The 26,092-nt window shown below is 45.6% G+C and carries 15 protein-coding genes, 3 rRNA genes and 1 pseudogene; 3 read left to right on the plus strand and 16 right to left on the minus strand.

Annotated features, from left to right (window positions below; all coding sequences use genetic code 11):
• Positions 1-9: 9 nt before the first annotated feature.
• The 3 genes from LRC_RS09630 to LRC_RS09640 all read right to left on the minus strand — a co-directional run bounded on the left by LRC_RS09630 (position 10) and on the right by LRC_RS09640 (position 4,915).
• Positions 10-1,680 carry an alpha-glucosidase gene (locus LRC_RS09630; RefSeq protein ID WP_014074235.1) on the minus strand — a complete coding sequence of 557 codons (1,671 nt, stop codon included), beginning with the start codon at positions 1,678-1,680 and terminating at the stop codon, positions 10-12.
• A gap of 109 nt (positions 1,681-1,789) precedes the next feature.
• On the minus strand, positions 1,790-2,761 hold the full coding sequence (locus tag LRC_RS09635; protein WP_014074236.1) for a LacI family DNA-binding transcriptional regulator: 972 nt from the start codon (positions 2,759-2,761) through the stop codon (positions 1,790-1,792).
• Positions 2,762-2,989: 228 nt separating this feature from the next.
• Entirely contained in the window at positions 2,990-4,915 is a 1,926-nt protein-coding gene (locus tag LRC_RS09640; protein WP_014074237.1) for a sucrose-specific PTS transporter subunit IIBC, read from the minus strand.
• A 285-nt stretch (positions 4,916-5,200) separates the two neighbouring features.
• On the opposite strand from LRC_RS09640, the gene LRC_RS09645 reads away from it, so the two are divergent.
• Together LRC_RS09645 and LRC_RS09650 are read left to right on the plus strand one after the other, a co-directional pair.
• Positions 5,201-6,691 (plus strand): sucrose-6-phosphate hydrolase, encoded by a 1,491-nt coding sequence (locus LRC_RS09645; protein WP_014074238.1) that lies wholly within the window; start codon positions 5,201-5,203, stop codon positions 6,689-6,691.
• 25 nt (positions 6,692-6,716) lie between these two features.
• Entirely contained in the window at positions 6,717-7,718 is a 1,002-nt protein-coding gene (locus tag LRC_RS09650; protein WP_014074239.1) for a LacI family DNA-binding transcriptional regulator, read from the plus strand.
• Between the two features lie 557 nt (positions 7,719-8,275).
• On the opposite strand, the gene LRC_RS09655 is transcribed toward LRC_RS09650, so the two are convergent.
• The 3 genes and pseudogenes from LRC_RS09655 to LRC_RS09665 form a co-directional block, all read right to left on the minus strand.
• Complete coding sequence (locus tag LRC_RS09655) at positions 8,276-9,094, minus strand: endonuclease/exonuclease/phosphatase family protein (protein ID WP_014074240.1); 819 nt, start codon at positions 9,092-9,094, stop codon at positions 8,276-8,278.
• A gap of 231 nt (positions 9,095-9,325) precedes the next feature.
• Positions 9,326-11,518, minus strand: coding sequence for a PTS transporter subunit IIBC (locus LRC_RS09660; protein ID WP_014074241.1), 2,193 nt, complete (start codon positions 11,516-11,518; stop codon positions 9,326-9,328).
• 278 nt (positions 11,519-11,796) lie between these two features.
• Positions 11,797-12,236 (minus strand): annotated as a pseudogene (locus tag LRC_RS09665) (family 1 glycosylhydrolase); the annotation flags it as partial.
• A 108-nt stretch (positions 12,237-12,344) separates the two neighbouring features.
• Here LRC_RS09665 and LRC_RS12325 point away from each other — a divergent pair.
• Complete coding sequence (locus LRC_RS12325) at positions 12,345-12,425, plus strand: hypothetical protein (RefSeq protein ID WP_420805677.1); 81 nt, start codon at positions 12,345-12,347, stop codon at positions 12,423-12,425.
• Positions 12,426-12,896: 471 nt separating this feature from the next.
• Here LRC_RS12325 and rrf read toward each other — a convergent pair.
• The 10 genes from rrf to LRC_RS09715 form a co-directional block, all read right to left on the minus strand.
• A 5S ribosomal RNA gene (rrf, locus tag LRC_RS09670) occupies positions 12,897-13,013 on the minus strand.
• 74 nt (positions 13,014-13,087) lie between these two features.
• Positions 13,088-16,001: ribosomal RNA gene (locus tag LRC_RS09675) — 23S ribosomal RNA — on the minus strand.
• Between the two features lie 214 nt (positions 16,002-16,215).
• Positions 16,216-17,778, minus strand: a 16S ribosomal RNA gene (locus LRC_RS09680).
• The 16S, 23S and 5S rRNA genes sit together here, the layout of an rRNA operon.
• Positions 17,779-18,621: 843 nt before the next feature.
• Positions 18,622-19,002, minus strand: coding sequence for a DUF956 family protein (locus tag LRC_RS09685; protein ID WP_004563749.1), 381 nt, complete (start codon positions 19,000-19,002; stop codon positions 18,622-18,624).
• 99 nt (positions 19,003-19,101) lie between these two features.
• Positions 19,102-20,016: a PTS system mannose/fructose/sorbose family transporter subunit IID gene (locus LRC_RS09690; RefSeq protein WP_014074242.1), complete on the minus strand. Its 915-nt coding sequence runs from the start codon at positions 20,014-20,016 to the stop codon at positions 19,102-19,104.
• 14 nt (positions 20,017-20,030) lie between these two features.
• Positions 20,031-20,840, minus strand: coding sequence for a PTS mannose/fructose/sorbose transporter subunit IIC (locus tag LRC_RS09695; RefSeq protein ID WP_014074243.1), 810 nt, complete (start codon positions 20,838-20,840; stop codon positions 20,031-20,033).
• A 34-nt stretch (positions 20,841-20,874) separates the two neighbouring features.
• Positions 20,875-21,861, minus strand: a complete 987-nt coding sequence (locus tag LRC_RS09700) for a mannose/fructose/sorbose PTS transporter subunit IIA (protein ID WP_014074244.1) — start codon at positions 21,859-21,861, stop codon at positions 20,875-20,877.
• 30 nt (positions 21,862-21,891) lie between these two features.
• Entirely contained in the window at positions 21,892-22,407 is a 516-nt protein-coding gene (locus LRC_RS09705) for a PTS sugar transporter subunit IIB (protein WP_014074245.1), read from the minus strand.
• Positions 22,397-22,816 (minus strand): PTS sugar transporter subunit IIA, encoded by a 420-nt coding sequence (locus tag LRC_RS09710; protein WP_014074246.1) that lies wholly within the window; start codon positions 22,814-22,816, stop codon positions 22,397-22,399. The genes LRC_RS09705 and LRC_RS09710 overlap by 11 nt, the downstream gene beginning before the upstream one ends.
• A 302-nt stretch (positions 22,817-23,118) precedes the next feature.
• Positions 23,119-25,953, minus strand: coding sequence for a sigma-54-dependent transcriptional regulator (locus LRC_RS09715; RefSeq protein ID WP_014074247.1), 2,835 nt, complete (start codon positions 25,951-25,953; stop codon positions 23,119-23,121).
• Positions 25,954-26,092 lie beyond the last annotated feature (139 nt).

Here is a 26,092-nt window from a genome sequence, read left to right on the forward strand (position 1 = left end):
TCTCTTTCCTTATTCTGTCATAAAAACCAGGCTTCCGAACGGCGGAAGCGTTAAAACGTTTTCTTCATTAAGACTCAGGCTCCCGTTTTGTAAAACGATGTGCTTGTCGCTCAAGTTTCCGTGAACTCTGTATTTAGTAACGGCATCCGCCAAATTGCAGATTACCCAAGCTTCGCTGTCGCCAAGCGTCCGCTTATAGACGTACAAATCATCCGTCGTATCGGCCAAAACGAAATTGCCCTCAACAAACAAAGGCTTCTTCTTCAGTTTAAGCACAGACTTGTAAAAATTCAAGATGCTCGTGCCGTCGCTTTGTTCATTTGCAACGTTCACGTCGTTCGTTTGTCCGTACTTCCAAGGTTTCGTCGCCGAAAAACCGTAATACTCGCTTTCGTTCCACTGCATCACCGTTCTTGCAGCCATCTTGTGACTTCTTGAAAGCATCAAAAGGCATTTTTCATCCGTTGCACCGGCTTCTTTGAAAAATTCGTCTGCTTGCTGGTCTTCAAAATCGCTGATTTTTGGCAAGACAGCAGACTCCATGCCAATTTCTTCGCCATAATAAATGCAAGGTACGCCTCGCTGAAGATACATCAAAGTCGCAAGCATTTTGGCCGCTGCCTTCTTATGTTCGCTTTCGGCAGCAAAACGCGTCAAAACCCGCGGCATATCGTGGTTGTTCCAATAAAGCGTCGGATAGCTGATTTTTTGCAGACGCTTTTGCCACGTAACCATCGTATCCTTGAACGTTTCGATTTTAAACGGCAACGGCTGCCCGAATTCCGGAAGTTTAGGATCGAGCTTGCTCTTGTCGTCCTCAAAATATCGAAAGGTTACGACCGTGTCACACATTTCCCTCGAAGGGTCCGTATAATCAATAGCCAGATCAATGTCTGCGCTGGCGGCCTCGCCTAAAATGAAAATATCCGGCTTATATTCGCGCAGCGTCTTCACGAATTCGTGGAGATACGTTTGAACAAGCGGCATGTTTGCAAAAAATGGCTCGGCAACAATCGGACCCTTTTTTCCATGAGAAGGCATATTTTGCTCAAAATCGGCCTTGGCAATATGGATAAAAGCATCAAGCCTGAATCCGTCAACGCCATGATCGATCCAAAACTTGGCAATATCTGCCATCGAACGTCTCACTTCGGGATTTCTCCAATTCAAATCCGGCATCTTTTTGTCAAATAAGTGAAAGTAATAAACGTCGTCTGCTTGCGGATCTTTTTCCCAAACGCTGCCGCCAAAAAATGAGCCCCAGTTATTCGGCAATTTGCCGTCTTTTCCCTTTGCCCACAAATAATAGTCGCGATAAAGGCTGCGCTCGTTTGCGATTGCATCTTTGAACCACGGATGCTTGTCCGAAGTATGATTCATGACGAAATCCAAAATTACGTCTAAGCCCAAAGAGTGCGCAGTTTCGACGAATTCGTCAAAATCATGCAGAGTGCCCATCTTCTCATCGAGCGCATAATAATTCGACACATCGTAACCGTTATCAATTTGCGGTGACACAAAGATCGGATTCAACCAAATCGTATTAACCCCTAAATCTTTTAAATATTCCAGTTTTCCGATAATACCCCGCAGATCGCCTATTCCGTCTCCGTTAGAGTCCCTAAAGCTCTTCGGATATATCTGATAGATGATCCTGTCCTGATATTTTTTGATTCCCACTCAAAAAACCTTCCTTCTTCGCATAATACGTTCAATTATGAGTTTAAGGGCATAGCAAATTCTTCGCAAGCGGTTTCAAATTGTTAACGATAACATTTTTCGTCTTTCGCTAACTTTTTTCGCTACCTCCCTTTCGGCGTGTCGTTTCTCTTTTGACGAGCATCGGATCAAGCAGCTTGAATCCTTGTTTTTTACCCTTTTGTTCGATTTTGTTGAGCAGCATCTCACCGCAAATTTCGCCCAGTTTGGCAACGTCTTGTCTGATAGTTGTAAGCCTTGGCGACACAACCTGGTCCAAAAAGATGCCATCATAGCCAATGATCCCGTAATCATCGGGAATGTTTGCGCCCTTTTCTTGGATTGCTCGCTCGATTCCGACGGCAATCCGGTCGCTTGCACAGACAAATGCCGTATTTTTAGGATATTTTTCCCAATTTTTTTGAAGCATTTCCTGACTCTTATGAGAATGGTTTTCCACCCGCACGATTTCCGGTTCCTTCAAAGATTCCTGCATCACTTGGATATAGCCGCGTTCTCGCGAATATTCGAATGCCTCTTTCAAATCAATGCCGACAAAAACGACTTTGTCATACCCTAACGAAAGCGCATAGCGCGTTGAAAGCATCCCGCCTTTCTTATTGTTCGTATCGACAAAATCATATCCGTACAGATTTTCCCCGAACAAAATTACTGGTTTTTCGATTCGAGAAATCCACTCATAGTCGCTTTTTCGCATCCCCGTAATAATGTATCCGTCGCATACGCCAAGATCAAAGCTGTTATTTGCGACAAGCTGCAACGAATACTGATGTCGGCTGAGCGCAAGCGAAATGCCAAGCAAAAGATTCATGTAGTATGGTTCGACGGTTGAAATTTCTTCCAAAATGAAAAATTTGACAATCTGCGTTCTGTTTTTGGCAAGAGCCTTTGCAGCAACGTTTGGGCGATAATCCAGCTCATGCATTGCGGCAAAAACCAATTTTTTCAATTCATCCGTTACTTGCTCGGGATGGTTGATCACGCGTGAAACCGTCATTTTGGAAACATTTGCCCTTCTTGCCACGTCTGCCAGCGTCACCATTTTTAACCCCTCTTTTTCTAAATATAGTTTCTTCAGATATTATATCACTGTGTGCAATTTTCTTCGCAATTTCCAATCGAAACATTTCCCGGCGCCAACATTTCTTAGAAATCTCTAATACAATCACAAAAAAACAGCCATCGTCACTGACTCGTCCCAAAATCGAAAGGCCGATTTTTCGAGTACGCATCATGCGGATAGCTGTTTTTTTTTCTTTAAAAATTTTCTTTATGCTTCAAGCGCGATCAAATCGTCGCCATGCTTGACGCTGGAGTTATCGATTCTCACGACGGACTTGTAGTTTGGCGTATTCGTCACGATAACCATGACGGTCGGATCGTAGCCGGCATTCTTAACGGCAGCAAGATCGACTGTTCCCAAAACGTCGCCTTTCTTGACGCGTTGTCCTTGAACGACGTTTGACGTGAAATTCTCGCCTTTCAAATTAACGGTGTCGATTCCGATATGGAGCAAGACTTCCTCACCGTTGTCGCCTTTGATTCCATACGCATGCTTCGTTTCATAGGCAACCGTGATTTCACCGTCAATCGGTGCATAGATCGTCCCATCTTCAGGAATCACGGCAGCACCGTCGCCCATCATCTTTTGAGAAAAAACTTCGTCGTTTGTTTCGCTTAAATCAACTGACTTGCCGTCGACCGGTGAGCAGATTTCCGCATTTTCCACACCGGAAACGGCGGCTGCTTCAGCCTTGACTTCTTTGGCTTCTGCAGATTCAGCAGGAGCTTGCGGCGCAACCGGATTGAGTCGTGCTTCGTGACTCTTGCCGTATGCATACGTCAAAGCAAATGCGATTGCAAATGAGATGAGTTCGGCAACGACGTACATCGGAATCGATTTTGCATAAATCGAAAGGAAGCCGAGGAATCCTGCCGAGCCAAGGGATGCGGCGATAACTTTGACAAAACCGGCAAATGCCGAAGCGATGCCCGAACCAATCAATGCGCAGAAGAACGGGAAGCGATATTTCAGGTTGACACCGAACAAAGCAGGTTCAGTAATGCCCAAAAGAGCCGAAACGCCGGCAGAAGACGACAGACTCTTCATCTTCTTGTCTTTTGTCAGGAAGTAGATTGCAAAAGTTGCGGCACCTTGTGCAACATTGGCCATTGATGCAACGACGAAGATGAAGTCGCCGTAGCCATGGCCGTTGCTAAATGCAGAAAGCAGCTGCGTTTCGATTGCCGGAAAGCTTTGGTGAAGCCCAGTCAAAACGATTGCCGAATAGCAAAGACCGAACAGGCCCATGCCAATAAAACTCGTCGTATCATAAAGCCAAACGAAGCCGTTCGTAATCCAATCAGAAACAGTGCGCATTACGGGACCGACGATCGTAAATGTCAAAAACCCGGTAATCATTACCGAAAGCAACGGCGTAAACGTGAAGTCAACCGCTGACGGAAGATGCTTGTGGAAGAATTTTTCCAAAACTGACAATAAGTAAACGGCAGCCAAAACAGGAATTACCTGATAGTAGTAATTGTTTTGGGAAACCGCAAGTCCGAGAATATCCCATGATTTGCCGGGAAGGAGGTTCGGCGAAGTCATAATCATCCCGATTGCGGCTCCGAGAAACTGATTGGCACCAAAACGCTTGGCAGCCGAAATACCGACGAGAATCGGCATAAAGATAAACGGAGCGGCCGACATGAGCTGAATCATGTCTGAAAGTCCTTTAACGTTCGGATACATTTCAACCAAGGCCTTGGCACCAAATAAACCTTTGGACGTCAAGAAATTGTTTAATGCCATCAGCAGACCACCAGCAACCAAGGCAGGAATGATCGGAACGAAAACATCAGACAAAAGTTTGATGAAAGCCATGACCGGATTGAACTTTTTGCCTTGCTCAGCAACTTTTTTAAGCTCATCTGTCGAAGCTTCCTTGAGTCCCGTTTCCTTGATCAACTCATCGTAGACGTTGTTGACGTCTCCTGGTCCGATAATGATTTGGTATTGACCGTTCGTTTTGAAAGTCCCCTTAACGTCAGGATTTGCATCCAACGCCGCTTGATCAATTTTTGAGTCATCCTTTAAAACAAGGCGCAGACGCGTAGCACAGTGTGCAGCGCCAACCATATTGTCACGCCCGACGGCATCGATAACCTGTTGGGCAACTTTTTTGTGATCCATGAATAGTCACGCTCCTTTAATCAGTAACCTTTAAATTATGAATAATTGCTAAAAACAATGTTGTAAGCGTTTCAATATCGCTTACAAATACTATGATAACGTATTTTTAAAATATGTCAATCGTTTATCATATTTTTTCTGATTTTTTTATAAATGATTTCTAAAATTACAGTTATATCAACATTTTTAGAGTGTTAATCGATTGACATATTCAGACTTAGAGGTTACAATTAAAGCATAATAAGACAACGTTTTCAACCTTTATGTCAAGAAAGGAAATTTGCTATGGAATGGTCAAGAGAATTGCGCTACAAGCCTTATGCCGATTGGGGAGCAAAAACCTTGCTCGATCTTCAAGCGCAGGCTGCATGCTCAGATTACAAATTAGGCTATCATATCATGCCGACTTCCGGATTGCTTAATGACCCGAACGGTTTTTCATATTATAATGGATATTGGCACGTATTCTACCAATCATATCCTTTTGGACCGGTTCATGGTTTAAAATCATGGAATCACATGCGTTCAAAGAATCTGGTTCATTGGGAAAACTTGGGCATTGGCCTGAACCCCGATTTTGAATACGATAAAAACGGCGCCTACTCGGGCTCTGCTCTCCAAGTCGGAAACAAGCTTTTCATCATGTATAACGGTAATTCAAGAGATGAAAACTGGGTTCGGCACCCATACCAGCTCGGTGCCTGGATGGATGAGAACAATCGCATCGAAAAACTCCCTGAACCATTGATTACACAACCGGATCACATCACGGAGCATTTCCGCGATCCGCAAATCATCAAGCACAAAGATGAGTACTATGCAATCATCGGTGCACAGGATGCGACACAAAAAGACGGTCGCATCTCAATTTATCGCTCCAAAGACCTGAAGAACTTCGAAGACCTCGGATATCTTCATTTCACGGACGAAAACATGGGATACATGATTGAATGCCCAAGTTTGGTCTTCATCAACGACAAACCGGTGCTCATTTTCTGTCCGCAAGGCATGGACAAAAACATCTGCTCATATGACAACATCTATCCGAACAACTACATCATCGGAGATTCTGTCAACCTTGATGCAGGACGTTTTGAAGCAAGCGACAAAACGATCAAAAACCTCGACGAAGGTTTTGACGTCTACGCTTCGCAAGCCTTCAACGCACCTGACGGCAAAACATATCTCATCAGTTGGACAGGTCTTCCTGAAATTGAATACCCAACGGATAAAGAAAACTGGGCTCATTGCTTGAGCCAGGTCAAAGAGCTTTTATTAACGGACAAAGGCGAACTGATTCAGCGTCCTGTCAAAGCAATGGCCGACCTGCGCTATGACGGGCTTCCTTTGACTCAAGAACAAGGCATGGACCACATTCAAAACCTCGTTTCCGATACGGGCAGCCAATATGAATTAAAATTAACTTTAGATGCCAACCAGAAAGGAATTTTGCACCTCGAAAAAAACGGTTTGAACAACCAAAGTCTAAAACTTGTTTTTGACACTGAAGAAGGCAGTCTGACCCTTGATCGCGGAAACAGCGGCAAGGTTTTCGCCACTGAATTTGGCACGAAAAGAACAACTTTGGTTGCAAAAAATGCTCCGATTGAGCTTGACATTTTCGTTGACAACTCGATTTGCGAAATTTTCATCAACGGCGGCAAGAAAACGATGACGGCACGTTTCTTCCCTGAAAAAGGTCAAAAGTCAATCGTGATCGAATCGCAATCGGACGTCAAATATCGCGGAACTTTCTGGAAAATGCAGAGCATCTGAATCACCTAGCGAAAGGACGATTTTTATGCGACCAAAACTGACCGATGTCGCCAAAAAAGCCGGCGTTTCCAAAACGACCGTTTCGCGCGTCATTAACAACTACGGATATATCAGCGAAAAAACAAGACAACGGGTCTACCGTGCGATGAAAGAGCTCAACTATCAGCCAAATTCGCTTGCACGCTCGCTTCACGGTAAGAGCACGCACCTGATCGGCATTATTTTTCCTTCGATCATGAACCCGTTTTACGCCGAACTGGTGCAGCGCGTCGAAGAAAAACTTTTCGATGCCGGCTATAAGATTATCTTGTGCAACTCTGCCCAAAACAAGAAAAAAGAGCGCGACTATCTCAAAATGCTGATTGCAAATCAGGTTGACGGCATCATTGCCGGTACCCACAATCTTGGCATCGAGGAATACAAAAACGTTGGTTTGCCGATTGTTTCCTTTGACCGCTACCTGTCTGAAACTATCCCAACCGTCAGTTGCGACAATTATCAAGGCGGCATTACGGCCACGAAAGAACTTTACGAAGCTGGTGCGCGCCATATCTATTTTTTGGGCAACCCGCATCAAAGCGGCAATCCGACGGACAAGCGTCTCAAAGGATATTGCGATGAAATCGATCGGCTCAAACTGACGCGCCACACTCATACGGTCAGCTTTACCGAATCCGCCTCACTCAAAAGCTTTTCCATCAAAGAACTTTTGTCAAAAAGCGTCGCCGATGGCATCGTCTGCACCGACGACCTGACGGCTTTGCTTGTTTTACAGGCTGCCCGCGAACTCGGCATAAACGTCCCAAACGACTTGAAAGTCACCGGCTTTGACGGAACGGAACTCGTTTCAACTTATCATCCCGAACTTTCAACAGTCGTTCAACCGCTTGAAGACATCGCCTCGGTTTTGATCAATCTTTTGCTTGAACGCATCAAAAATCCGGATGAAAAACTCAAACAGATGGAATACGTCTTACCCGTCACGTTTAAGAGGTCCGCATCAATTGGGCAGATTTTTGGTCAGTAAAATCCAGTTCCCGGAATAAAAAAATTCGCATCCAAAAAGGACTTCCCGATATTCAACAGGAAGTCCTTTTTCTTCTTCGGTTTTCGCAGTCTTGTTTTAACTTATATGCTTTCATTACAGGCAAATTGCCGTTTTTTAAGATTTTCCCGTAATCTTAAAAAATCGTTAAAGCACAACTCAGCCCTGCATTTTCCAAACAAAAAGAGGCTGGGAAAAAGTCCCGTTTCTTACTTGAATTAAATGAAATGCCGAACGAAAGCGGTCGATTTGCGACTGATTTTGTCCGCATTTTTTAAAATACAGTTCTGCTCAACTAATCTAGTCAAAATCTATGCAGATTTACGGACAGAAGCTGCTTTTCGGAGCATTTGTCCGTAAACGGCAATTCTTTTGCCAAATGCAGCGACTGATAAATCAGCGCGCCAAACTATTTTGGGTTATTTAAATCATAACAGGCACTTGTCACGTATACGCAAAAAAACCGGATGATTCGCAATTGATTGCAAATCATCCGGTTTCTCAATTTGAGGCATCGTTTTTCCTAGTCTCTTTTATGTCTAGTTTACGGTTGCTTCGCATGAAACTCCGAAATGATCGCTGATTGCCGGCATTTTCTTGCCATCAAACACGACTCTGCTTGTTTGCGAAACAAAATTTTTCGTTGCAAAAATAAAATCGATTCTCAAAGCATCCTTGTTGCCTTCCCAACCATCGATGTCTGCTTCAATCGTATTTTCGCCTTCTTTAACGTCAGCTTCCACATACGTGTCACGCAATAAAAGCTTGCTGTCAAGAATTGCCTGATAGCCCTTCGTGTTTGCCGGATTGTTGAAATCACCCATAATCACCAGGCTTTCTCCTTGAGTAGCCAATGCTTCTACCGCATTTTTCCACTCATCCAGGAATCCGTCCTTGAGCCACGAAAAATGCGCGCTGGCAACGCAGGTTTTCTTTCCGTCAACAACGGTTTGGCAAAAAAGCATCTTCCGCGTATGATAGTCCGATGGATCATCTCCTTTTGAAACGAGTACGCTTGAAGCTTCAAGAGGCTCTTTTGAAAAAATCGCAACTCCTTCGTTGAAACGATCATACCCGACGTGGTTGTATGCATAGCTCCAGTAGTACTTTGTTCCTTTTTGGGCAAGGTATCTCGCAAGTTGCAGTCCGTAATTGTCCTCGTGGATTGCGATTTCGCCTGCAACAGGACAATACCCCGGCAAATCTTGCGTCGCATCGGAAGTCATCAATTGATTCACCTCTTGCAAACATACGACGTCATAATCGCCGCTAAAAATTTCATCGCCCAGAATTTTCAATTTTCTTTCAACGTTTTCGCCCAACAAACTGTGCGTATTCAAGGTTAAAAATTTAGCCATCTTTGCGTATTCCTTTCAAAAAAGCCAGGAAATAACGCGATTCCCCGGCCTAGTATGTCAACCACCATCGGCTAAAGTCGATGACTTGTGAACAAACACCCCTATATTGAGTGTCCGAACCACAATTTGCATAGATACAGATGATTTACTCAAACAGCCATAGTTGCTCGAACAGTGATTATCTAATTACCAATGCCTTTTATGTCTCCAGGTTGCCATAGAGACGATTTATTAAAGCTCAACCGACCCAACGACCGTCTTGGCAGAAGTTTGACCAAGCTTGTCAATTTTAACCTCTTTGACAGCATCCATATTTGTGAATGCGACCACGATCGTCGTGCCCTTGCCGGCTTGTTTGACTTTGTCCCAATCGCAAACCGCAAGCAGATCGCCGGCATTTACGGTTTGACCTTCTTTTACTTTGACATCGAAAGGTTCGCCTTTCAATTCAACCGTATCAAGTCCCATGTGAACAAGCACTTCAAGTCCGCTGTCTGTCAACAATCCGACTGCGTGTTTTGTCGGAAAGACGTTCGTGACTTTGCCTGAAACCGGTGCGTAAACTTCTGAGCCGGTCGGATTAACAGCAAAACCGTCGCCCATCATTTTCTTGGAAAATACAGGGTCTTTGACGTCAGTAATCTTGATCGCTTCACCGTCAGCCACGCTGACAACGTTTTCTGTCACGCCTTTGTATTCAACGTGCTTTTCTTTAGAAGAAGCATTTCCCGAAACGTCAACTTTTGGAATTTCGACGCCGGAATCAAGCAGATCCTGGACGTCAGACTTCAAAACGTCCGCTTTAGGTCCATAGACTGCCTGAATACCATTGTCTTTGACGACGAGTCCCAAAGCTCCGGCATGTTTCCACGCGTTTTCATCACCGACTTTGGCAGCATCCCTGACCGTAACACGAAGTCGCGTCATGCAAGCATCAACGTCGACGATATTTTCGCGACCACCGAGCAAGTTGACAATCTTGACGATTTGTGAATTAGGATCTACTTTGCCGTCAGAAGTCGTAGCAGCACCGGTCGATTCGGACGAATCACTATCATTGTAGTTGCCGTTTCGACCAGGAGTTGCATAGTTGAACTTCTTGATCATGAAGTTTGCAATGAAGTACATGATTACGCCAAAGAGAATCGATACCCAAACGAAGTTCAGAATGTCACCCAAAAGTCCGGCTTTAATAGCCATTGGCGTTCTCGTCAAAAATTCGATATTGCCAAATGAGTGAACGCGCAAATGAACGAGATCGGCCATTGCAAATGCGCAACCTTGAACTATGGCATATACGAGGTAAAGCGGCATTGCGATGAACATGAACATATATTCAAGCGGTTCCGTAACACCTGTCAAGAAAACAGCAAGTGCGGCAGAAACGTACATTGACTTGTATTGTTCTTTTTTATCTGGATCAACGTTGCGGTACATTGCGTAGCAAAGACCCATCAATGTACCTGTAGCACCGATCATTTGCCCAACCTTGAAACGAGCAGGAGTCCAGTGAGTCAATACGTACTGATACTTCGCAATATGTCCTGCGCCATGCAAGTTAACCAAGTCGGTTGCCCATGCAAGCCAAAGAGGATCTTGACCAAACACCTGGTGACCGGCTTGAGCGCCAGAAAGAACCGTATACGTGCCGCCAAGCGACGTGTAGTTCATTGGAATCGTCAGCATATGGTGCAAGCCAAACGGAAGCAAGAGACGTTCCAATGTCCCATAAAGGAACGGTGCAAGGAAGCGTGCACTTTCCTTAGAGTTGGCAATCCATGTGCCGAAACCGTTGATTCCTGATTGAATAACCGGCCAAAATGCTGCCAAAAGCAATGCAACGATTGCAGAGCGGAAAATAACCACCATCGGAACGAAGCGCTTACCATTGAAAAATGACAAAGCATCCGGAAGCTTGCGGAAGTTGTAGTACTTGTTGTAAGCCGTCGCACCAACGAATCCGGCAATGATGCCGACGAAGACGCCCATGTTCAATGCGGGCGCTTCCAAAACATTGATGAAATAATCAGCTACGGCAATCTTCGTTCCGAAGATTGTATGTACGTAAGCATGACCATTCGAAATCATGTCGGTTGTAATTCCGTATACCGCACCCGTGATCTTGTTGAGGAAAATAAACGACAACCCGGCAGCAAAGGCGCCGCCAGCACGATCCTTAGCCCAACTTCCGCCGATTGCCAACGCAAAAAGCAAGTGCAGGTTGGTGATAACGCCCCAACCGATTTGTTCAATCACGCCACCGACAGTGACGAGAATTGCCGCATTCGGATTAATCATCGGAATCGTCTTGCCGATACTGATCATCAATCCGGCTGCAGGCATAACAGCGATAACGACCATCAGACATTTGCCGAATTTTTGCCAAAATTCGAAGCTGAAGATCTTTTTAACTGAATCCTTCATCTGTATAAAACCCCTTTGATAAAATAATTGCAATGTTCCAAACCAGTTACACAAGCAATCATTCTTCCCTATGCAACCGATTTCATCAACAACTCTTATTATATCCCATTTGGCGGTTTTGTAAACCCTTTAATTATAATTTATTTAAAAAAATTACAAAAAATCAGTCTTTCTATGCATTCGTTTGCATCAAATCGGCATTTCCTTAAACTCCTTAAAAACGGGTTCAAAAAGTCTGAAATTTTACGGACAACCGACTGTTTTTGTCAATTTTGTCCGTAATCTCCATTTTCATCAATGTGTCCGTAAACGTCATTGATTTCGTCAAGTGCGCCCAAACCGTTTTCGACGATGAACAAAGGAACGCGATAACGATTCCAGTACTCGTTCAGAGTCATACGAAGACCGACAGGATAAATTTGCCAGCCCCAATCGCTTGCCTCAAGATAAGGGTTCAGTTCGCCCATGGCAAAATTGCCGCTGGCTTTTTCGACTTTTGAAACATCTGACGTCATGATCGACATATGGCAGCTGAAGCCTAAATAGTCGACCGTGCCTTTTTTGTTTTCGCCTCATCTTCAGGCTCCATGGAAAGTTCGATGCCATTTTCCTTGAAGTAGCGGTTCAGATATTCCGGATATTCTCCGCGAACATGAACGTCGGTAAAGAACGGGTTCGGCTCGTCCTGAAGCTGAGCGGTTCTGACGTCGCTCGGGTCAGAACATGGACAAAGCTATCTCCACCTTGAAGAAGAACATGACAGCCGTTCTTAACAGCGTCGAGTAATGATTTCTCCAACGGTCCGGTTGAAGGAATAAAACGCAGAATCAAGAGTCTGAAACGCAGTTGCTTTGGATTCGGGAATCTTGATAACTTCAGGAAACGCATTGCGCTGATCAGAAGCTGACGCTGGAAGTGTTTTTGAGACAGTCTCTCTCAATACACTTCCTCCAGCCGTAGTTTCCGGCGAGTAAGAATTGTGATGTCAACCGCAACCGGGAAAAGTCGTGGAGCGCGCGGCAGAGACAAGGTGTTGAACCGTGCACTTAGCCTGCAAGCACCAGGCCTGCTCGAACGCCAGCAGGCGAGCCTGCCAAGTGAGAGTACCTGGGCGGAACGGGCTGCGAGGTGAAACCCAGTTAGGTCGCAGCGCGTACGAGCTTTGTGAATCAACGACAGGAATTCATACATGAATCCACGCCAGCGGAAACGCAGGCGGTGTTGATACGTAACTGTACCAATTTGAAAAAACACAGGAGAATCCGACGGGAACAAAAAAACTCCACTCCATTTCTGAAGTGAAGTTTTCGAGGTCATCAACACCATTTGACAAAGACCCTAAAAAAAACGCCAGCCATAATGGCTGACGCAACAATTTGCATGGCAACGTCCTACCCTCACAGGGGGCGATCCCCCAACTACTCTCGGCTCTATGGAGCTTGACTTCTGTGTTCGGAATGGGAACAGGTATATCCTCCATGCCATCATCACCACACTATTTTCCTTGAGAAAACCTTGTTCTCTCAAAACTAGACAATATTCACTTCTCTTTTCAAGAACCTGCGTTTTTTGGTTAAGTCCTCGACCGATTAGTAATGGTCCGCTCCATGCGTCGCCGCACTTCCACTTCCATCCTATCTACCTGATCATCTCTCAGGGGTCTTAACTCCATAAAGGAGTGGGAAATCTTATCTCGAGGTGAGTTTCGCACTTAGATGCTTTCAGCGTTTATCTCATCCATACATAGCTACCCAGCGATGCCCTTGGCAGAACAACTGGTACACCAGCGGTATGTCCATCCCGGTCCTCTCGTACTAAGGACAGATCCTCTCAAATTTCCTGCGCCCGCGACGGATAGGGACCGAACTGTCTCACGACGTTCTGAACCCAGCTCGCGTACCGCTTTAATGGGCGAACAGCCCAACCCTTGGGACCGACTACAGCCCCAGGATGCGATGAGCCGACATCGAGGTGCCAAACCTCCCCGTCGATGTGGACTCTTGGGGGAGATAAGCCTGTTATCCCCAGGGTAGCTTTTATCCGTTGAGCGATGGCCCTTCCATGCGGAACCACCGGATCACTAAGCCCGACTTTCGTCCCTGCTCGACTTGTAGGTCTCGCAGTCAAGCTCCCTTATGCCTTTACACTCTGCGAATGATTTCCAACCATTCTGAGGGAACCTTTGGGCGCCTCCGTTACCTTTTAGGAGGCGACCGCCCCAGTCAAACTGCCCACCTGACACTGTCTCCCGCCGTGATTGCCGGCGTGGGTTAGAGTGTTCATACAACGAGGGTAGTATCCCACCGATGCCTCCGTCGAAACTAGCGTCCCGACTTCTACGGCTCCTACCTATCCTGTACAAGTTGTACAAACACCCAATATCAAGCTACAGTAAAGCTCCATGGGGTCTTTCCGTCCTGTCGCGGGTAACCCGCATCTTCACGGGTATTATAATTTCACCGAGTCTCTCGTTGAGACAGTGCCCAGATCGTTACGCCTTTCGTGCGGGTCGGAACTTACCCGACAAGGAATTTCGCTACCTTAGGACCGTTATAGTTACGGCCGCCGTTTACTGGGGCTTCAATTCTGAGCTTCGCTTGCGCTAACCCATCCTCTTAACCTTCCAGCACCGGGCAGGCGTCAGCCCCTATACTTCATCTTACGATTTTGCAGAAACCTGTGTTTTTGATAAACAGTCGCCTGGGCCTATTCACTGCGGCTGATCTTGCGATCAGCACCCCTTCTCCCGAAGTTACGGGGTCATTTTGCCGAGTTCCTTAACGAGAGTTCTCTCGCTCACCTTGGTCTTCTCGACCCGACTACCTGTGTCGGTTTGCGGTACGGGCGGTCTGATTCTAACTAGAAGCTTTTCTTGGCAGTGTGACGTCACTCACTTAGAACGATAAATCGTTCATGCCCGTCACAGCTTGTCCTTGAGCCGGCAAGCATTTGACTCGCCGACAGACTTGCTGCTTGGACGCACATCCGATAGTGCGCATCGTTAGCCTCCTGCGTCCCTCCGTTGTTCAAACAAATCAGACCGGTACGGGAATATCAACCCGTTGTCCATCGCCTACGCCTCTCGGCCTCAGCTTAGGTCCCGACTAACCCTGGGAGGACGAGCCTTCCCCAGGAAACCTTAGTCATTCGGTGGACAGGATTCTCACCTGTCTTTCGCTACTCATACCGGCATTCTCACTTCTAAGCGCTCCACCGGTCCTTACGGTCCGGCTTCACCGCCCTTAGAACGCTCTCCTACCATGCAGCAAAGCTGCATCCACGATTTCGGTAATGTGTTTAGCCCCGTTACATTTTCGGCGCAGGATCACTCGACTAGTGAGCTATTACGCACTCTTTAAATGGTGGCTGCTTCTGAGCCAACATCCTAGTTGTCTGTGCAATTCCACATCCTTTTCCACTTAACACATATTTAGGGACCTTAATCGGTGGTCTGGGCTGTTTCCCTTTCGACTACGGATCTTATCACTCGCAGTCTGACTCCCGGATATAAATCAGTGGCATTCGGAGTTTATCTGAATTCAGTAACCCAAGACGGGCCCCTAGTCCAAACAGTGCTCTACCTCCACGATTCTCAACTCCGAGGCTAGCCCTAAAGCTATTTCGGAGAGAACCAGCTATCTCCAAGTTCGATTGGAATTTCACCGCTACCCACACCTCATCCCAGCATTTTTCAACATACACGGGTTCGGTCCTCCAGTGCGTTTTACCGCACCTTCAACCTGGACATGGGTAGGTCACCTGGTTTCGGGTTTACACCAACGTACTCGTTCGCCCTGTTCAGACTCGCTTTCGCTGCGGCTCCGGCCTTTCCGCCTTAACCTCGCACGTTAGCATAACTCGCCGGTTCATTCTACAAAAGGCACGCCATCACCCGTTAACGGGCTCTGACTACTTGTAGGCACATGGTTTCAGGTACTCTTTCACTCCCCTCCCGGGGTGCTTTTCACCTTTCCCTCACGGTACTGGTTCACTATCGGTCACTAGGGAGTATTTAGCCTTGGGAGATGGTCCTCCCGGATTCCGACGGAGTTTCACGTGTTCCGCCGTACTCAGGATCCTGGACTGAGGAAACAACGTTTCGTTTACAGGGCTGTTACCTTCTCTGGCTGATCTTCCCATATCATTCGACTACGTTATTTCTTGGTAACTCAGATGTCCAGTCCTACAACCCCAGAGAGCAAGCTCTCTGGTTTGGGCTGTTCCCCGTTCGCTCGCCGCTACTTAGGGAATCGAATTTTCTTTCTCTTCCTGCGGGTACTTAGATGTTTCAGTTCCCCGCGTCTACCTTCAGCTCAACTATGAATTCATTGAGCGATAACAGGCAAAGCCTGCTGGGTTTCCCCATTCGGAAATCTCCGGATCACAGTCTACTTACGACTCCCCGAAGCATATCGCAGTTAGTCACGTCCTTCATCGGCTCCTAGTGCCAAGGCATCCACCATGCGCCCTTAATAACTTAACCTATAATATTTATCTTGCGATAAACGGTTATGAGTTTTGCGATTAAGAACTAATTTCTTGTTTTAAACTCTTTAAAACGCGGTGTTCTCGGTTATAAAAATTAACAAAGAAATAAAATATTATCTAGTTTTCAAAGAACAAGTTTTGAGGAAACAAATCCCTCAAAACTAAACAAAGTTTCGAATCATGTGCAGATTCCGTAATTCATTCCTTAGAAAGGAGGTGATCCAGCCGCAGGTTCTCCTACGGCTACCTTGTTACGACTTCACCCCAATCATCTGTCCCACCTTAGGCGGCTGGCTCCAAATGGTTACCCCACCGACTTTGGGTGTTACAAACTCTCATGGTGTGACGGGCGGTGTGTACAAGGCCCGGGAACGTATTCACCGCGACATGCTGATTCGCGATTACTAGCGATTCCGACTTCATGCAGGCGAGTTGCAGCCTGCAATCCGAACTGAGAACGGCTTTAAGAGATTAGCTTGCCCTCGCGAGTTAGCGACTCGTTGTACCGTCCATTGTAGCACGTGTGTAGCCCAGGTCATAAGGGGCATGATGATTTGACGTCATCCCCACCTTCCTCCGGTTTGTCACCGGCAGTCTCGCCAGAGTGCCCAACTTAATGATGGCAACTGACAATAAGGGTTGCGCTCGTTGCGGGACTTAACCCAACATCTCACGACACGAGCTGACGACAACCATGCACCACCTGTCATTCTGTCCCCGAAGGGAACGTTCCATCTCTGGAATTGTCAGAAGATGTCAAGACCTGGTAAGGTTCTTCGCGTTGCTTCGAATTAAACCACATGCTCCACCGCTTGTGCGGGCCCCCGTCAATTCCTTTGAGTTTCAGTCTTGCGACCGTACTCCCCAGGCGGAGTGCTTAATGCGTTAGCTGCAGCACTGAAGGGCGGAAACCCTCCAACACTTAGCACTCATCGTTTACGGCGTGGACTACCAGGGTATCTAATCCTGTTTGCTACCCACGCTTTCGAACCTCAGCGTCAGTTACAGACCAGAGAGCCGCTTTCGCCACTGGTGTTCTTCCATATATCTACGCATTTCACCGCTACACATGGAGTTCCACTCTCCTCTTCTGCACTCAAGTCTTCCAGTTTCCAATGCACTACTTCGGTTAAGCCGAAGGCTTTCACATCAGATTTAAAAGACCGCCTGCGTTCCCTTTACGCCCAATAAATCCGGACAACGCTTGCCACCTACGTATTACCGCGGCTGCTGGCACGTAGTTAGCCGTGGCTTTCTGGTCAGATACCGTCAATACGTGAACAGTTACTCTCACGCACGTTCTTCTCTGACAACAGAATTTTACGACCCGAAGGCCTTCTTCATTCACGCGGCGTTGCTCCATCAGACTTTCGTCCATTGTGGAAGATTCCCTACTGCTGCCTCCCGTAGGAGTTTGGGCCGTGTCTCAGTCCCAATGTGGCCGATCAACCTCTCAGTTCGGCTACGTATCATCACCTTGGTAGGCCATTACCCCACCAACAAGTTAATACGCCGCAGGCCCATCCAAAAGTGACAGCAAAAGCCGTCTTTTACATGAACATCATGCGGTGTTCATGGTTATGCGGTATTAGCACCTGTTTCCAAGTGTTATCCCCCTCTTTTGGGCAGGTTGCCTACGTGTTACTCACCCGTTCGCCACTAAGCTTCTTTCGGTGAATGCAAGCATTCGGTGAAAGAAAGCTTCGTTCGACTTGCATGTATTAGGCACGCCGCCAGCGTTCGTCCTGAGCCAGGATCAAACTCTCAATTTATAGTTTGTGACTCAAAATTTACTAGCGAATTGACTTCGCAAATATTGTTGCTCTCGTTTAAAACAAGAAGCCCTGCACATTTGCTTATCGAAACTTTGTTCAGTTTTCAAAGATCTGTTTCGCAGTCATCTAAGTGACAACTCTTAAATTATATCAATTATCAACATCTTTGTCAAGGCCTTTTTGAATTATTTTTTGAATAAAAATTCATCATCCTCAGCTCATTTGTCTCAACTGACAACTTTTTAAGTATATCGCATTCAACAAGTGATGTCAACAATTAATTAATTTTTCTAAGTCATCAATCTCACGACAAGAAGTCATTCGACTGACAACGTTACTAACTATACAAGCATTTTTCCTATTAGTCAAGGATATTTCGCAATTTATTTATAAAAAAAATTTGACTATAAACATTCCATGCTAATTCGCTTTTTTTGTTCGGAATGAAAATGTTTTTTTATGTATTAAAGAAATTTTTATTCATCTTATTTCCTTTTTGAATACAGTTTATTTCATTCTCAATCAATCTTTTCAAACATCAACTGACAAAACAAGCCAAAAAATATGCCTCAAATAAAAAATCAGGCGATTTGAAATTAATTTCAAATCGCCTGATTTTTTGAATATGCATGACAATCGTTCGCCATGACGGAAACAGCCAAAAAGATGCTGTCGATAAATTTGAATGATATCTCGACGCTGATTGAACAGAAACTATAACTGTATCTGACAAAAGCCCTTATTTACTGACACATTGATGAAATAGAGAACTTTGTCCGTAATCACGTCTTGACGAACTGATCAAGCAGAGCTGCTATGCACTGCATTTGATAAAACAAGCTATTTCTTATCAGAAGAAAACTTGTTCTTCAATGCCCGTTTAACGACTTGAAAGAACGTCAGCGAGCGAACCATGCGCTCAGGTTCAATATATTTCCTGACAGCACGCAAGACCTTTCTCGGCTGTTTGGACGAAAACGTAAACGTTCCGTTTTTCTTCGTCTGGAAGCCGTAACGCGGAATCCAGCGCCCTTTGAACATAACGGAGGCAATTACCAAATCAACCTCCGTCCAAGGAATCTGAATGTTTTTGCGAACGTCGCGATCATTAAAAAATTCGAAACCTTTGTCGCCAATCATGATTTTGCCGTAATCCGTCAAGCCCATGTGTGACGTTCCTTCGATTACGAGATCCACTTTAGTATTGATTGATTGAACCATTACGATACCCTCCGCCATATTGTCTGAATACTTATTATTATACAACAAAACGGTCTCATTCCCATGGAACAAGACCGCATTATCATCATTATCGATAAATTACATCAAGCCGATTAAGTGGAATACGACACCGACAACGAAGATTCCCAAGATGATAACGATTGGGGAAACCTTCTTCTTCAAAAGCCACATGCAAAGGAATGTCAAAAGCAATGCAGCCAAACCAGGAATCAACTGGTTCAGGTTGTCTTGAAGCGTCGTAACCTTCGTCGGATCAAGCGCCATGCCGCTTGCCTGCTGTGTCAAAGCTTCCTTGATGCCGGCAGCACCCTTTGGAAGCTTGTCCCATTCAATGTAGGCACCCTTTGAAAGAGTTGTCTTCGAAACGACCGGCGTGAATTTGATTGAAACCCAGCGTTCAATCAAAGCACCTAGCACGAACATGCCCATGATGGATGCAAGGCTCGTCACGTATTGCAAAAGTCCGCCAGACATATCGTCCGTAATCTTGGAACCTGCACGATAGCCGAATTCTTGCGTATACCACATGAATGCCCAACGAATAATGTTCCATGCAATGAAGAACAAGATTGGTCCGAGAATGTTTCCGCCAAGGGCAAGCGAAGCACCCAAAGCACCAAGCATAGGACGAATCGTGAACCAGAAGACAGGATCGCCGACACCGGCCAAAGGACCCATCATGCCGACCTTAACCCCTTGAATAGCCGTATCGTCAACGGCAGCTCCATTGGCACGGTCTTCTTCAAGAGCAAGCGTAACGCCCATTACGGGAGATGCAAGATACGGATGCGTATTGAAGAATTCCAAGTGACGCTTCAAAGCAGCCGTGCGTTCTTCTTTTGTCTTGTAGAGCTTTTTGATTGCCGGAATAATTGCGTAGCACCAGCCGCCATTTTGCATACGTTCATAGTTCCATGAACCTTGCAGGAACGTTGAACGCCAGCAAACGGCCAAGCGATCTTTTTTGCTTAATTGAATCTTGTTTTCAGCCATGTTCCTGATCCTCCTTATTCGTAGTCTTCGAGAATGTCACCGAGCGGGTCGCCAGTATTGCCGTTACCGCCGTTGCCATTGTTGCTTCCGCCGTTTTTCTTGAGTTCGAGGTAGATCAAGCCAAACGAAACACCAAGAGCACCCAAAGCAATCAGAGTCAAATCTGAAACGGCTGCGATAACGAAGCCGATTGCAAAGAACGGCCAAACTTCACGCGTAGCCATCATGTTGATAACCATTGCGTAACCTACGGCAACAACCATGCCGCCGCCGATGGACATGCCGTCTGACAACCATGCAGGCATTGCTTCCAAAGCACTCTTAACGGCGTCTGCAGGAATAATCAGCAAAGCTGCAGCCGGAATAGCGATACGAAGACCTTGCAGGCAGACAGCGATGATTTGCCAAACTTCAATCTTGCGATAGTTTCCTTCTTCAGCTGCCGTATCCATAATGTGAACGATAGGAACAGCAAGCGTACGAACGATCATCGTCAAGAACAAACCGGCAACGGCCAAAGGAACGGCAATTGCGATCGCCGTACCGACACCCTTAACGCCTTGGTCGCCTTGAACTAAAATAATTGCAGATGCGACAGATGCCAACGCAGCGTCAGGGGCAACGGCAGCACCGATATTTGCCCAACCTAAAGCGATCATTTGAAGCGAGCCGCCAAGAATGATACCTTCTGTAGGATGACCCGTCACCAAACCGATTAACGTACATGCCACCAGCGGTTGATGGAATTCGAATTCATCAAGAATACCTTCCATACCCGCTAGGAAGGCAACGATAACTACTAAAATCATTGATATAATAGACATATCTTAGTCCTCCTGTTCTATTGAGAATGAAACTTTACATTCCGAGCTCTTTGCGAGCCTTATCAACAATTTCATCCATATTGTCATGAGAGTCCGTCGGAACCTTGCGCACGTCGAACTTGACTCCGATTTTCTTCAGCTTGTCAAACGTTTCAACGTCTTCTTTGCCCAAGGAAAGCACCTTGTTTACGGCAACCTTGCCAACAGAGTGTGCCATTGAACCGATATTCAGTTCCTTGATGTCGACGCCGCCTTCGATTGCCTTAAGGGCATCTTCCGGCGTTTCAAAGAGAAGCAAGGCTTTCGTATTCCCGAAGCGAGGATCTTTTGCAACTTCAATCATCTTGTTAATCGGAATAACGTTTGCTTTAACTCCAGGAGGAGCTGCTTCCGTAATCAGATTCTTGCGAAGCTTGTCATGCGCAACGCCATCCGAAACAACAATGATTCTCGTTGGCTGCGTCGTCTTCGTCCAGGCCGTCGCAACTTGACCATGAAGCAAACGCGAATCAACGCGTGCAAGCACGTATTTGATGTGGCCGTCGCCAAGAACGGTTCCAGGAGGGATTGCCCCTGCTGGCTCAGTGCTTTTTGCCTCTGCTTTCGGTGCTTCTTTTGGAGCTAATGATTCAGGCTTGACCTTGACACCGTCCTTGCCGGCTTCAACAAGGTGTGCCGCAATGTCTTGCGCCTTTTCCATCGAAAAGCGTGATGCGTAAGCTTCGATTACCATTGGCAAATTCATGCCGGCAACGATTGCCCACTTGTCTTTATGTTGTTCAACCAGATTGTTTGCTTGGTTGAACGGTGTACCGCCCCAAAGATCGACTAAGAACAAGACTTCATCTTGATTTTCGAAAGATGCAACTGCTTTTTCCATCTTAGCTCTGATATCGTCCGGGCCTTCACTTGGCATCAAGGTAACGTGTGCGACGTTTTCTTGTTCACCAAAGATCATTTGACCTGATTGGAAAATTCCGTCTGCAAAGCTACCATGACTTGCTAGGATAATACCTACCATTTGTATTGCCTCCTATACATAATTTTTGAACTATTTCAGCTTTTGGCTCGTATCATGAACAAATTCCTTTTCACAAAGACATTTCCAAAAATCCTTCTTGGCATCGCTTGGAACCTTGCGATAATCAAGCACGATTCCGCGGCGATGCATCCAGACAAATATGTTCACGTCATCATGATTTACTGCGACTGTATCAGTTACCATCTTACGGGTGGTATCAAAACTGATTGATCCGATGTTGACCGAAGGAACTTTGATCCCACCGGAAATGAGTCTTATTGCATCTACTGGATTCTCAACTAAAATCATTGCATTAATAAAATCAAAGCGCGAATCATAATAAATACGAAGCATTTTTGAGATGGTCAAAACGTTTGCCTTGACCCCCGGCGGTGCGGCTTGCATAATCAACGTCCTGCGCAGATTGTCTTTGGCAACGTCATCGGAAACGACAAGAATGCGGTCAACCTTTGTCGCTTTGGTCCAGCTCGTTGCCACTTGACCATGCAACAGCCTGCTATCGATTCTTAACAACCTAACATCCATCGTCAATGTCATCACCGGCTTCATAGTGTCTGACTCCGTATCGACCGGTTTCTTCCAACATGGAAACAACCTCAGCCAACGGTTTGCCTGATTGCCTCAAAACATACGCCTCAATCAGCATTGCAAGGTTTACGCCGCCAATCAGACCGTAACGTTTTGAATTTTCATCGATAAAAGCTTTTGCCCCGTTAAACGGAGAACCGCCAAACAAATCGCATAAAAAAATCACTTGGTCATTTTCCGGCACTCCAGCCAAAACAGTTCTGTATTTTTCTTTGATATCGTTCAGATCTTCGTCAAGATTAAATTCCAAGGCGAAAACGCCATCCTGCCGACCAAATATCATATACGAAGATTCGACCAGCTCTTCGGCAAGCTTTCCGTGACTAGAAACAATCAATCTCAGCATCCGATCATCTCCTTATCAAAGATTTTCCTTACACGTAACATATAGCAATTACCGTGCCAACTTTGTGTATCAAATCCAGAATTTCGATTAATTATTTCTTTTTTCTTCATCATTTTTTCTTTCTCTCCCAGGTCAAAGCGTCTATTATTCCCGTTTTAACAGCATTTTAAAATATAATCAATTATTTTTGATTGATATTTGAAAAATAGATATTCACTAAAAATTCATATATTTTTCTTGCCTTTTTATGACAAAAAAACACTTGATACACTAACATTAGTGTATCAAACATATCTGTATCATTAGTCTTGATTTTCTGTATCAATCAGTTTGATGATGTAATACGTTTCCGAATCGGCAAACTTGACGTTAAGCCGCTCTTCCAGCATCTGATTGGCTTTTTGCACGCTCGAAAACATTTTGTTGGTTCTTATTTCGATCAATTCCGATTCAGTTGCAGAAATCGGTGTTTGCAGCAACGCGCGCTCGATTGCTCCTGCCAAATGCATGATCAGCCCCATTCGTTTCGACTGTCCCAATTCTTTTTTCGAATCTCGTTCGATCAAATCACAATAATTCTGCAAAATGCCGATAATCTTCTTGGGATTGATGAACGTATAGCATTGCTCCAAATACTGGCAGGCCGTCTGCTCGCTCATCGACAGCGATTCTTCAGCCGGTTGCCCGGGGTTTAATTCATAGTATCGATCAGAATCTTCCAACAGTTGGATAAACTCGCTGCCGCCCCCTTTAAACAATTCATCCAGGGAAATGAACGGAACGCCAATGTCAGGATTGACGACTCCCGTTGCGGCAATTATGCGATAATTTTGTTCGAGCTCCTCAATTCGACCATCCATTCCGACAACAGAGATCGGAACGACGACAACGTCATCAATCAATTGGTCAACTAAAATATTATCGATTATCTGCTTGATTTTTCGGGCAGTTCCTTCACCGGTCGAACAGATTGCGATGATTGCGCGCCGCTTATCAACATCATTTTGAATTGAAGAATGTTCTTCGTCCTTATGAGAATAATACCCGTTAAAATCTCGCAATTCCGAATAAACAGTCTTCAAATCACTGTCTATCAATGAAGTTTTGCGAGCCGCCTCTAAAACCATCGCCGTCGTTACCATGTCGATCGTTTTAACGGGAATGTCCGTCTCATTCGTAATCTGCTCGCTGAAGGTACTGAGCGATCCCATATCAACCAACAACAACACGCCGTTGCCCTGATCAACTTCCTTAACTTTTTCAATAATTCCCTTCAACGCAATCTTTGGACTCATTTCAAGCGACATGTCAAGGGAAGCCAGGTTTTCTGCCCCAAGCAATTTGTTTACCACTTGGACCATTGAAGCGGCAGTACTGTTCCCATGCGCCGCAACCACGACCCCGACGCTGCCGCTTTTCGGAACGGAATTCAGCGAAACGAGCAACACGGCAAGGTAGTAAACTTCCGACTCTGGTACGATGAACTTGTAATACTGTTCGATCATCTTTTTGACCTGTTCGGCGAGCCGCAAATCTTCAGGATAGTCCTTGACCATCGTCACGATATCTCCGGAAACAGTCCGCATCGGCTTGCCTGAGCGAATCCGCTTGATAAACGAGCTGATGTGCAAGCTCATCGCATAGATGAAGTTGTCTCCCGTATTATAGGCATAATCGTTTTGAAGGCGTTCCTTGATTTTTTTGGTCAGATCGATCGTGCTTTGATCAACAACTTCGTTTAAGTTCGTTTCTTTTTGATTAACCTTTGCTTCACGATAAAATGATTTCAAATGCAGGTTGATGTCCGTCAAAATAAAGTTGTTGATTGCAGGTTGATCCAACCCTTCTTCTTTCAGCAGGGAAGCCTTGGAACCGATGATTTCATACAAGTTGTAAGGCAATTCATAACTGTCGCTTTCCGATTGAATCTTCGAAGCGTCATTTGGATGAACGACCATCATCGGTTCCAACAAACGCGACAGTTTGCTTAATTCCGTTCTGTTGTTGGCAAGTCGCGGAATTCCGTCCTTGATGTTTTGAGGAAGCGAGTCAAACTCGATTTCCATTTCATTTTCATCCTGCATGCTGTTCAAAAATGCTTGTGCGCAAACAAGCTGAATATTTGATTTAAGCTGTCCGACGTTGCCGAACGTAACGCTTCCAAGAAGAGCTTTGACGACGTCCTCGCTCAATTTGATGTCCTTGTCGGTTCGATTGGCTTCAATCCCCAACAGCTGCCGTAAAAGCTGCAGCTGTTCTCTTGCGCTTCTTTGAGAGAAACTTGGCATCTTGATCATGATCGGTATTCTTCTGACAAACGTCTGAAGCAAAGAACTTTCCGGGTCTTCCGTCGTTGCGCAGACAAGGCGCACATCAGCATGATGTGTCTTGGCAGTTTCACCGAGACGATTATATGTCCCGTGATCCATAAAATAAAAGATCATTTCCTGACCTTCAGGCGGCAATCGATGAACCTCATCCAAAAAAAGCATCCCGCCGTCTGCTTCCTGAATCAGTCCGTCATGATCTTCCGTCGCACCCGTAAATGCCCCCTTGGCATACCCAAAAAGATGCGACATCAAAAGCTGCGGGTTATGCGCATAATCGGCACAATTGAACGTCGTGAACTTCTGTTTTTTGATGACTCCCGTATTCATCGCAAACCGATACATCGCATTGGCAAAATAGGTTTTGCCAGAACCGGTCGGACCGGTAATTAAAACGTTCAGCCCTTGCGGCGGATATAAAATAGCAGCTTTGGCCTGTTCTACCTGATTTTTTAAACTGTCATTCTTACCGATGAAATTTTCAAAAACATCTTGCGGAATATCTTTTTCATAATCGTCATTGCTTGATTCAGTCAGTCTTGCATTGGTGAATCCGGTTATTTGCGACTTGCGCTGCGAATATTCGCCAACTTTGTTTCTGCTCTGCATTTCACGTTCGGCCAATAAATACCTGACGGGTCTGCCGTCGATTTTTTGAAGCTTTCCTTCACGAACCAAGACGTTCAATTCTTTGCTGACGTTGTTTCTGATGATTCCGAGAGCTTCTGAAATCTCGGTCGTCGTATATCCTTCCGACTCGATGCTTGCGTTTTGTTTAACATACTCAAAAATCTTGTCCTTGCGCGTCATCAGCTTCACCTCTTCTATTGTGTATCGATACTCTTAGTGTATCACAGAACAAAAAAATATGCCGTGGCTATCCTGTCACCACGACATATCATAACTGATTAGACATTTCAAAAACTCCTCGTTAAAAGAGTCCCATGCA

This window comes from Ligilactobacillus ruminis ATCC 27782, from assembly GCF_000224985.1.
Taxonomy (GTDB): Bacteria; Bacillota; Bacilli; order Lactobacillales; family Lactobacillaceae; genus Ligilactobacillus; species Ligilactobacillus ruminis.

Excerpts from the sequence above, each read along its gene's own strand:
- LRC_RS09700 (WP_014074244.1), bottom strand. The coding sequence starts at position 21,861 with ATGGTAGGTATTATCCTAGCAAGTCATGGTAGCTTTGCAGACGGAATT.
- LRC_RS09640 (WP_014074237.1), bottom strand. The coding sequence starts at position 4,915 with ATGGATCACAAAAAAGTTGCCCAACAGGTTATCGATGCCGTCGGGCGT.
- LRC_RS09685 (WP_004563749.1), bottom strand. The coding sequence starts at position 19,002 with ATGGTTCAATCAATCAATACTAAAGTGGATCTCGTAATCGAAGGAACG.
- LRC_RS09715 (WP_014074247.1), bottom strand. The coding sequence starts at position 25,953 with ATGACGCGCAAGGACAAGATTTTTGAGTATGTTAAACAAAACGCAAGC.
- LRC_RS09710 (WP_014074246.1), bottom strand. The coding sequence starts at position 22,816 with ATGCTGAGATTGATTGTTTCTAGTCACGGAAAGCTTGCCGAAGAGCTG.
- LRC_RS09650 (WP_014074239.1), top strand. The coding sequence starts at position 6,717 with ATGCGACCAAAACTGACCGATGTCGCCAAAAAAGCCGGCGTTTCCAAA.
- LRC_RS09690 (WP_014074242.1), bottom strand. The coding sequence starts at position 20,016 with ATGGCTGAAAACAAGATTCAATTAAGCAAAAAAGATCGCTTGGCCGTT.
- LRC_RS09645 (WP_014074238.1), top strand. The coding sequence starts at position 5,201 with ATGGAATGGTCAAGAGAATTGCGCTACAAGCCTTATGCCGATTGGGGA.
- LRC_RS09660 (WP_014074241.1), bottom strand. The coding sequence starts at position 11,518 with ATGAAGGATTCAGTTAAAAAGATCTTCAGCTTCGAATTTTGGCAAAAA.
- LRC_RS09655 (WP_014074240.1), bottom strand. The coding sequence starts at position 9,094 with ATGGCTAAATTTTTAACCTTGAATACGCACAGTTTGTTGGGCGAAAAC.
- LRC_RS09695 (WP_014074243.1), bottom strand. The coding sequence starts at position 20,840 with ATGTCTATTATATCAATGATTTTAGTAGTTATCGTTGCCTTCCTAGCG.
- LRC_RS09635 (WP_014074236.1), bottom strand. The coding sequence starts at position 2,761 with ATGGTGACGCTGGCAGACGTGGCAAGAAGGGCAAATGTTTCCAAAATG.
- LRC_RS09705 (WP_014074245.1), bottom strand. The coding sequence starts at position 22,407 with ATGGATGTTAGGTTGTTAAGAATCGATAGCAGGCTGTTGCATGGTCAA.